We start from the raw sequence: 8,166 nt of genomic DNA on the forward strand, positions 1-8,166 counted from the left end.
AAGTATTAATTTACGGGTCTCTTATTAAGGGAATTTAAAGCTGAAATAACAGCTTAAATATAATATACGAGGAGAGAAATAAAATGAAAAAGAAACTATTACCGATTTGTGCAATAGCACTTTTAACAGTAGGCTATTCTTCAGTAGCAAGTGCGGATACTGGAACAGTAACGAAGGAAGAAGCAACGCAACTGCAACAAGATAAGGCGAAAAAAGAAGCAGCGATTAAGGAACAGCAAAAAAATGAAGAAGAGAAAAAGAGAATAGCACAAGAACAGCTGAAAAATGATATGGCAAAAAAAGAAGAAGCAATAAAGGCTCAGCAAAAGAGTGAGGAAGGGAAAAAGGAAGCAGCACAAGTACAACAAAAAAATGCTGCAACTAAAAAAGAAGTAGCAAAGCCAGTTGTACAAGGTGAAAAATTACCAAATACAGCTTCTAATAATGTAGCAATGATGGCACTAAGCGCATGCCTTGTAGGGGTAGGGACATTATTTGGTTTGAATCGTCGCAATAAAGTTAAGGCGTAAATAAAATATTCTCCTATAAAGAATGGAATAATTTCATATATTAAAAATGGTAGGTTATTCCTACCATTTTTGACATGGAGGAATGAAGAATGAAGTTACTCAATTATATCGGTATCATATTGATGGCTATAGGACTATTTATGGGATCTTATTACGCTGTGGAATGGTATAAAGGAAAAAGTTCTGCGCAAGAATTAACGAATGAGGAAATAAAGAGCTTTAAAAATATACAACATAATCAACTTCCTTATGAAACACTGGTAACTTCTCAAGTGCCTTCTTCTCAAACAGAACATAAAGAAGGAGAAAAGGTAGCGATGTTAAATATACCGAAATTAAAGAAGAAATTTTCTATATATTGGGGAGCGGATGATGCAACTTTGAAAAAAGGAGTTGGAATGTTCGTTAGTGATGTAACGACAACGCCATCTGGAGGAGGACATACTGTACTAAGTGGGCATAGGGATACTGTCTTTACAGATTTAGGACAGTTGAAAGAAAAAGACACTCTTGTTTTAGAGTATGATAATAAAACGTACACATATGAAATTCAAAAAATATGGATTACCCATGCGGATGATCGTACTGTTATTATAAAAAAAGAAGAACCGATACTAACACTGACGACTTGTTACCCATTTGATTATATAGGGGATGCGCCAGATAGATATATTATCGAGGCGAAGTTAACTGGTAGTTATTCAAAATGAAATTATAGTTTCTGAAAGCGAGAGGGGGATATAAGTTATGGCAAAAAACATTTTAATTGTAGAAGATGAAGATATATTACGTGAAATATTAAAAGATTATTTTTTAAGTGAGCAATATGTAGTGTTTGAAGCAAGGGACGGGAAAGAAGCTTTAGTTGTATTTGAGGAAGAAGAGGTTGATTTAGTTATTTTAGATATTATGTTGCCGGAACTTGATGGATGGTCTGTTTGCCGAAGAATCCGTAAAACATCCGAGGTTCCTATCATTATGCTGACGGCACGTGTTGATGAAGATGATACGTTACTTGGTTTTGAACTTGGGGCAGATGACTATGTGACGAAGCCGTATAGTCCACCAATTTTATTAGCAAGAGCAAAACGGTTGTTAGAAAGTAGAAAAATAACAAAACAACTTTTAGAGAATGAAGATGATATATTATCAATTCATGGTATTCATGTCCATTTTCCATCGCGTACTGTTACGGTAGATAAAACAGACATTAATTTAACTCATACAGAATTTGAAATATTAGCGTACTTGATGAAAAATCAGGGGATTGTTTTAACACGAGAGCAACTCATTTCAAAAATTTGGGGATATGAATTTGCTGGTGACGATCGAACGGTTAATAGTCATATTCGTAATTTGCGAAATAAATTAGGAGAGAAAGCAAAGTACATTACAACTGTAGTACGAACGGGTTATAAATTTGAGGGGAATGTATGAGAAAAGGGATTGTACTAAAATTATTTACCCTCACAACAGCATTATGTATGTTAATTTTAGCGACGATATTTATTGGACAAACGATATTTTTTAAACAATATTATGCGAATCGAAAAGTGGAAGATATTAAAGTGAATTTAAATTTCTTCGAAAAGAATTATTTGAACTATGTAGGAAGTGCAGAAGGAATTCAGAAGCTAGAGCAAGACTTTTTAAGAGAAAATAATACGTGGATTACGACATTAGATCAAAATGGGAATTTAAAACATGCGGATGATTTTTATTTTGAGGTAACGATAGATCGTAGGCAACAAAAGAGCTTTGGACAACAAATATTCAAAATTCCCTTATACAATCTCGTCAATATAGAAGAGATTGATAATAAATCATCAGATCCATTTTTAGGACAAGAAATTTATTTTTCTGGAGTGAAAAAAGAAGAAAGTTTTATTCCATTCTCTTTTTCGCTAGGTAAGCAAAATTTGAATGGATTTAATAAACCGTTAGAAAAAGCGTTTAAGGAAAAAATGAGTAAATTAGATCAGGAGAAAAAGAAAGCAGCTGGGGAACAAGATGGTAAGGAAAAGAAGCCGGTCGTTCAGGAGCCAGCTGCCCAAGAATCAGATGTTTACATAAGAGGGCGTGTTACGAAAGTCCAATTTCCCGATGTAAAAGATCTTGTAAATCCAATTTATAAAAATAGTATATTCTTAGATAACATAAAAGAATTTCAAACGGATTTATTATTAAAAGAGAGCAAGCCCATACAATCTACTACACAAACAATGGACTATGAAAAAAATGATATTAAATATAAATTATTAATCAAACCAATAAAAGAAAAAGACGGATCCGTCACATATATATATGCGATGGCTTCTTTACAGCCTGTAGATGAAGCTGTACAAATGGTACAAGATTACTACATTTACATTATTGCATTTGTAGTCGTTCTTATTTTTCTAGCTTCGTTCTATTACTCTAAACAAATCGCAAAGCCGTTATTAAAAATAAATGATACAACGAAGAAAATAGCGCATTTAGATTTCACAGAACAAATACCGATTACTTCAAAAGATGAAATTGGTGATTTATCTAAGAATATTAATACACTATCGAATAAACTTCATTCGCATATTGGACAGCTAGAACAAGATATTGAAAAGGAAAGAAAATTAGAAAATACGCGGAAAGAATTCATTTCTGGTGTTTCGCATGAACTAAAAACACCGCTGAGTATTATGAAAAGCTGTATTTCTATTTTAAAAGATGGAGTAGCTGAGCATAAAAAGGAGTATTATTTTCAAGCGATGGAACGAGAAGTAGACAAAATGGATACGTTAATTTTGGATATGCTGGAGTTAGCTAAATTTGAGTCAGGCACATATAAAATGAAAATAGATTCATTTTATATCGATACAGTAATGGAAGATATATGTGAACACCTTTCTGTAGAAATAGAGAAAAAAGAACTTCGTGTTCATAAAAATATAGGTCCATTTGAAGTAGTCGCAAATCAAGGACGGATTGAACAAGTGATCGTGAACTTCATTACGAATGCCATACGTTATACACCAAATAAAGAAGATATTATTATTTCTACAATAGATGAGAAGGATCGTATAAAAGTGTGTATTGAAAATAAAGGTACTCACATAGAAGAAGAACAATTAGATAAAATTTGGGATCGTTTTTATCGCGTGGATGCAGCTCGCCAGCGTTTGCAAGGAGGAACAGGTCTTGGGCTTGCCATTTCAAAGAATATTTTAGAACTGCATGATGCTGAATATGGAGTAAAGAATACAGAAGATGGTGTGTTATTTTATTTTTATTTACAGAAAAAAGCGTAGACAATATAATCTACGCTTTTTTAATTTATTTTCATATTATCTTTACTTAATCTTTATTTTTAAACGATATAATCTGGTTAGAAAATGAGGTTATGTAAGGAGTAGATTAGCCGTGTATAGCAATTTACTAGGTATGGTAGTATTTATTTTTCTTTGCGCATTTATTGTATTTTTAATTGATATTACGATATGAAAAAAAGAGCGCTTATTAAGCGCCCTTTTTGTTTGCATTTATTTGATAAGCATTGATGCTCTTGAATAAGCGTGGTGAAGTAAGGAATAAAAATATAAGTAAAACGGTACATAGAATATAGGAACCAATCATTGTACTACCATTTACGATTAATGAATAAAGCACAGCTGATTGACCTTTTGGCGCATATTGTCCCCAGAAAATGATACCGGCAATAAAGTGACAGAAGTAGCGGGCAAAGCTACCGATAAATGTAGCAAGGATAATATAAGCAAGAACTTTCTTTCCTTCATTTTGTTTTGATGAAGGTTTGTCTTTACGGCTACCTAAACTGGATTGTTCTAAGTTATTTTCATTAGAAGTTAAAAGTGCTTTTTGAATTGGACGATAGAATAAGCCAGCAAATCCGATAAAAGCAAAGGCAATGAAGTACTCAATGAATGCTTGAACAGGTGTTAAAATGTAAGCATCTCCCACGACTATTTGTAATAGTCCCCAAACTAAACCACCTAAGAAAGCTGATTTAAAGCCCCAGCGGTATGCAATAATAAAAATAGGAATCATAGCAAATGAAATGGAACCGCCTGTTGGAAGTTTGATTGATAATGGTAAAATGTCGATGACCATGGCGAAGGCTGCAAGAATAGCAGATTCGATCATCGCTTGTAAATTGGTGTTACGCATGTTGTCTCCCCCTAAATCCAAGTTGTACAAAAAAGAATAGATATCATAGGAGGATACGAAATACGTAAATAAAAAAAGAGGTATGTATTTCGGACGTTTGCACAATCCCTGCGTTAGCATTAACTAACAGGTTCGAAGGGTCGGAACGAAGTGTTCCCTCTCAGCGGCATGGCTCCCCCTGTGATAATGAGATTCTTTATTTGCTACTGTTTATTGTAAGCGAAATGGATGAGAATGGCAAATGAATACAGTATGACAATAATTGAAATAGAATTGTAGCGAAATGTTAATAAATATGAAGCAAAAGGGTATAGTACAAGAGAAATAGAGTGTGCTATAATTTTTTTGAAAATAATTATCATTCTCTTCTGAGGGGGAAGGTTATGAGCTTAGTAGATATTAAAATTGGTGAGAAAGTGTTAGTAAAAAGCGTTCAGTCGTTAGATCAATTATTAAAGAGAAGACTGGCTGCTTTTGGTCTTTCTGAAGGAAGCGAACTTCGTATGAAGCAGAAAGCGATGTTCAAAGGTCCTTGTACATTGGAGTGTCGTGGACAGTTAATTAGCATTCGTCATTGTGACGCGAAAATGATAAAGGTGGAATTAGCGTGAATAAGGTAGCTTTGCTAGGGAATCCGAATACAGGAAAGACATCATTATTTAATGCGCTTACTGGTTCTTATGAATACGTAGGAAACTGGAGCGGTGTAACAGTAGAAAAGAAGGTTGGTAAATTAAAAGATAAGCAAGGAACATTAATTGATTTACCAGGTGTGTATGATTTAAATCCAGTTTCGCGTGATGAAGGTGTTGTAACAAACTTTCTATTAACAGAAGAATTTCAGCATATGTTAAATATTGTAGATTCTTCGCAGTTTGAACGAAATATGCATTTAACGTTGCAATTACTTGAATTTGGTAAGCCAGTTTCAATTGGTTTAAATATGATTGATGTGGCGAAGCAAAGAGGCATTGTAATTGATGTAAAACGATTATCAGAACTATTAGGTGTAACAGTCGTTCCTGTCGTTGCAAGAAGTGGAAAAGGCTGTGAAGAATTACTTGCGACTCTTAAAGAAAATGACAAAAACGAGAAAAAGCCATTCATTATTTCATATGGTGTACGAATGGATGAAGGAATTGGAGAAGTAATTTCTCTTTTAGAGAAAGCGAATTATGAGCATCCGAGATGGTTAGCTCTTCAATTTTTAAGTAATAACGAAGTAGTAGAAAAAGAAATGAAAGCATTACCAATCTATAAGGAACTCATAGCCATTCGATCTCGCTTAGAAGAAAAACTTGATTGTACGTTGGAAGAGCACATTTACAAAACTCATGAAGCGTATATTGAAAAGTTAAAAACAAATGTTATGAAGCATGAGAAAGAAGGAGAAATTCCTTTTTCAGAAAAAATTGATAGATTAATTACACATAAAATTTTAGGACTTCCAATCTTTTTAGCAGTTATGTTTTTTATTTTTCAGGTTACGTTTACGTGGATTGGGACACCTTTATCGGATATGTTAGATGAGTTTTTTGCTGGACAGCTTACGGATTGGGTGATAGCTGGGCTTACAAGTGTTGGAGCTTCTGATTTTATTCAAGCACTCGTTACGGAAGGTATTATTGCTGGTGTTGGTGCCGTATTAGTATTCGTTCCACAAATCTTTGCACTATTCTTTTTCATTTCATTATTAGAAGATTCAGGATATATGGCGCGAATTGCAGTTGTTATGGATAGAATTATGGAGTTCTTCGGTTTAAACGGAAAAGCGTTTATTCCGATGATTATCGGTTTTGGATGTAATGTTCCGGGTATTATGGCAGCGAGAACGATTGAACAAGAAAAAGAACGTTTACTTACAGTTCTTGTAACACCATTTATGTCTTGTTCGGCACGTTTACCTGTATATGCGTTATTTGCGGGAGTATTCTTCCCTCATAGTCAGGCAACTGTTGTGTTCTTCCTATATGTTGCAGGGATTGTCCTTGCGTTATTAGTTACAAAAATTATGTCTCTTACCATTTTAAAAGCGGAAAAATCTATTTTCGTTATTGAGCTACCTCCTTACCGCGTGCCGCAAGCGAAAACGTTATGGCTAAGTACGTGGGAGAAAGGGAAAGGATTTGTTCGTAAAGCAGGTACATTTATCTTTGGTGGTTCTGTTGTCATTTGGCTATTAAATTATGCAGGGCCATCAGGATTTGGTGTTGATATGGGAGACAGTTTCTTAGCAATGATTGGTGGATTTATCGCACCACTATTTGCACCGCTTGGTTTTGGAACGTGGCAAGCTGCAGCTTCCCTTTTAACAGGATTTTTAGCGAAGGAAGTTGTCGTTTCTACAATGGCCATTATTTATGCGGTGAAAGAAGATGTGCTTGGAAATGTAATGGGAGCACATTATACAGCATTATCAGCTTATGCATTTATGTTCTTTATTTTATTATATGTTCCGTGTTTAGCGACGGTAGCTGTTATTAAACGTGAAACAGGATCAGCGAAATGGACGATTTTCTCAGTCGTGTATCCACTCGTAGTTGCTTATGTATTAACGCTCATTATATACCAAGTTGGATCCCTACTCGGATTCTAGAAGGAGATGTATTGTGATGATGGTCAATATTATAATTGGAGCTATCATTTTTGGTTATGCAGCATACACGTTAGTTAATTTTGTAAAGAGAAGTAAAAAAGGAAAATGCGCGGCATGTTCTTTAAATAAGTCATGTCAGTCGAATACTTGTAGTCCGGATATGGAGCAAATTGCTCATAAATAGAAAAAAGCTTTGCGAATGTCGCAAAGCTTTTTTTACTTTTTAATTTTTACAAGTTGTGATGATTCTACACCATTATTTCCAGGGAATTCTTTACTTGGGTCTTTATGGAATTTTAATACACCTACAGATTTTTCTTCACCTTTTACATTTCCGTAAGTTGCATCATCAACAATTGCGAACATGTCGGCATATGCACGGCCACTTCCGATAATTGTGTTGCCTTCATATTTTAATTTTGCTCCATCAAGTGTAGCATTTTCTACTTTCTCTTTTGCGAATAATACACCTTGTTCTGCTGTTACAGCTGGTAATTTATCAAGTGGCTTCGTGTTGTCTTTTGCATCCACTTTGTTAAGTAATTCTTTCTTCACCAGTTCTTCACCAGTTTTCTTATCCATGACAAGAACTTTTTTACCTTCTAATGTTGTCATTTTCATTTTATAGAAGTCTTTTTCTTTCACTTCTTTTTTGTTTTTATCTGTAATTTGCTGAACTTGTTCTTCTGATCCATAAAGTACAAAACCGTTCGCTTTCTCTCCTAATAAAGAACAACCTGATAATGCTCCAAGTGAAATTGCTGCTGCTAACCCGATTCCTACTAATTTTTTCATGATGATTTCTCCTCGTATATTATATTTAAGCTGTTATTTCAGCTTTAAATTCCCTTAATAAGAGACCCGTAAATTAATACT

9 protein-coding genes and 1 riboswitch are annotated in these 8,166 nt (G+C 34.3%); of the genes, 7 read left to right on the forward strand and 2 right to left on the reverse strand.

What is annotated here, in order from left to right; translation table 11 throughout:
- Positions 1-83 precede the first annotated feature (83 nt).
- The 4 genes from PDQ33_RS27260 (at position 84) to PDQ33_RS27275 (ending at position 3,817) form a co-directional block, all read left to right on the forward strand.
- Complete coding sequence (locus PDQ33_RS27260) at positions 84-530, forward strand: LPXTG cell wall anchor domain-containing protein (RefSeq protein ID WP_061131992.1); 447 nt, start codon at positions 84-86, stop codon at positions 528-530.
- Between the two features lie 89 nt (positions 531-619).
- Entirely contained in the window at positions 620-1,240 is a 621-nt protein-coding gene (locus tag PDQ33_RS27265) for a class D sortase (RefSeq protein ID WP_061131993.1), read from the forward strand.
- Positions 1,241-1,277: 37 nt separating this feature from the next.
- Complete coding sequence (locus PDQ33_RS27270; protein WP_061131994.1) at positions 1,278-1,967, forward strand: response regulator transcription factor; 690 nt, start codon at positions 1,278-1,280, stop codon at positions 1,965-1,967.
- On the forward strand, positions 1,964-3,817 hold the full coding sequence (locus PDQ33_RS27275; RefSeq protein WP_270756974.1) for a sensor histidine kinase: 1,854 nt from the start codon (positions 1,964-1,966) through the stop codon (positions 3,815-3,817). Before PDQ33_RS27270 ends, PDQ33_RS27275 begins: the two co-directional genes overlap by 4 nt.
- A gap of 208 nt (positions 3,818-4,025) precedes the next feature.
- On the opposite strand, the gene thiT is transcribed toward PDQ33_RS27275, so the two are convergent.
- The gene (gene thiT, locus PDQ33_RS27280; protein WP_001246599.1) at positions 4,026-4,694 is read right to left on the reverse strand and encodes an energy-coupled thiamine transporter ThiT; all 669 of its coding nucleotides are present in this window, start codon (positions 4,692-4,694) and stop codon (positions 4,026-4,028) included.
- Positions 4,695-4,781: 87 nt separating this feature from the next.
- Positions 4,782-4,883, reverse strand: a riboswitch (TPP riboswitch).
- A gap of 194 nt (positions 4,884-5,077) precedes the next feature.
- Here thiT and PDQ33_RS27285 point away from each other — a divergent pair.
- From PDQ33_RS27285 to PDQ33_RS27295, 3 genes are read left to right on the forward strand one after another with little or no spacing between them, the layout of a single operon-like run.
- Positions 5,078-5,305, forward strand: coding sequence for a FeoA family protein (locus PDQ33_RS27285; RefSeq protein ID WP_000060519.1), 228 nt, complete (start codon positions 5,078-5,080; stop codon positions 5,303-5,305).
- Positions 5,302-7,290, forward strand: coding sequence for a ferrous iron transport protein B (gene feoB, locus PDQ33_RS27290; protein ID WP_270756972.1), 1,989 nt, complete (start codon positions 5,302-5,304; stop codon positions 7,288-7,290). The genes PDQ33_RS27285 and feoB overlap by 4 nt, the downstream gene beginning before the upstream one ends.
- A gap of 16 nt (positions 7,291-7,306) precedes the next feature.
- Entirely contained in the window at positions 7,307-7,474 is a 168-nt protein-coding gene (locus PDQ33_RS27295; RefSeq protein WP_000989595.1) for a FeoB-associated Cys-rich membrane protein, read from the forward strand.
- A 32-nt stretch (positions 7,475-7,506) separates the two neighbouring features.
- On the opposite strand, the gene PDQ33_RS27300 is transcribed toward PDQ33_RS27295, so the two are convergent.
- Positions 7,507-8,085: a lipoprotein BA_5634 family protein gene (locus PDQ33_RS27300; protein ID WP_270756971.1), complete on the reverse strand. Its 579-nt coding sequence runs from the start codon at positions 8,083-8,085 to the stop codon at positions 7,507-7,509.
- Positions 8,086-8,166: the final 81 nt, after the last annotated feature.

The sequence above is a fragment of the Bacillus cereus group sp. Bc031 genome, from assembly GCF_027716265.1.
In the GTDB taxonomy this organism is placed as follows: Bacteria; Bacillota; Bacilli; order Bacillales; family Bacillaceae_G; genus Bacillus_A; species Bacillus_A paranthracis.

Bases quoted from the DNA above. Each gene is read 5' to 3' on its own strand.
- PDQ33_RS27285 (WP_000060519.1), top strand. From the start codon at position 5,078: ATGAGCTTAGTAGATATTAAAATTGGTGAGAAAGTGTTAGTAAAAAGC.
- PDQ33_RS27265 (WP_061131993.1), top strand. From the start codon at position 620: ATGAAGTTACTCAATTATATCGGTATCATATTGATGGCTATAGGACTA.
- thiT (WP_001246599.1), bottom strand. From the start codon at position 4,694: ATGCGTAACACCAATTTACAAGCGATGATCGAATCTGCTATTCTTGCA.
- PDQ33_RS27295 (WP_000989595.1), top strand. From the start codon at position 7,307: ATGATGGTCAATATTATAATTGGAGCTATCATTTTTGGTTATGCAGCA.
- PDQ33_RS27300 (WP_270756971.1), bottom strand. From the start codon at position 8,085: ATGAAAAAATTAGTAGGAATCGGGTTAGCAGCAGCAATTTCACTTGGA.
- PDQ33_RS27260 (WP_061131992.1), top strand. From the start codon at position 84: ATGAAAAAGAAACTATTACCGATTTGTGCAATAGCACTTTTAACAGTA.
- PDQ33_RS27275 (WP_270756974.1), top strand. From the start codon at position 1,964: ATGAGAAAAGGGATTGTACTAAAATTATTTACCCTCACAACAGCATTA.
- PDQ33_RS27270 (WP_061131994.1), top strand. From the start codon at position 1,278: ATGGCAAAAAACATTTTAATTGTAGAAGATGAAGATATATTACGTGAA.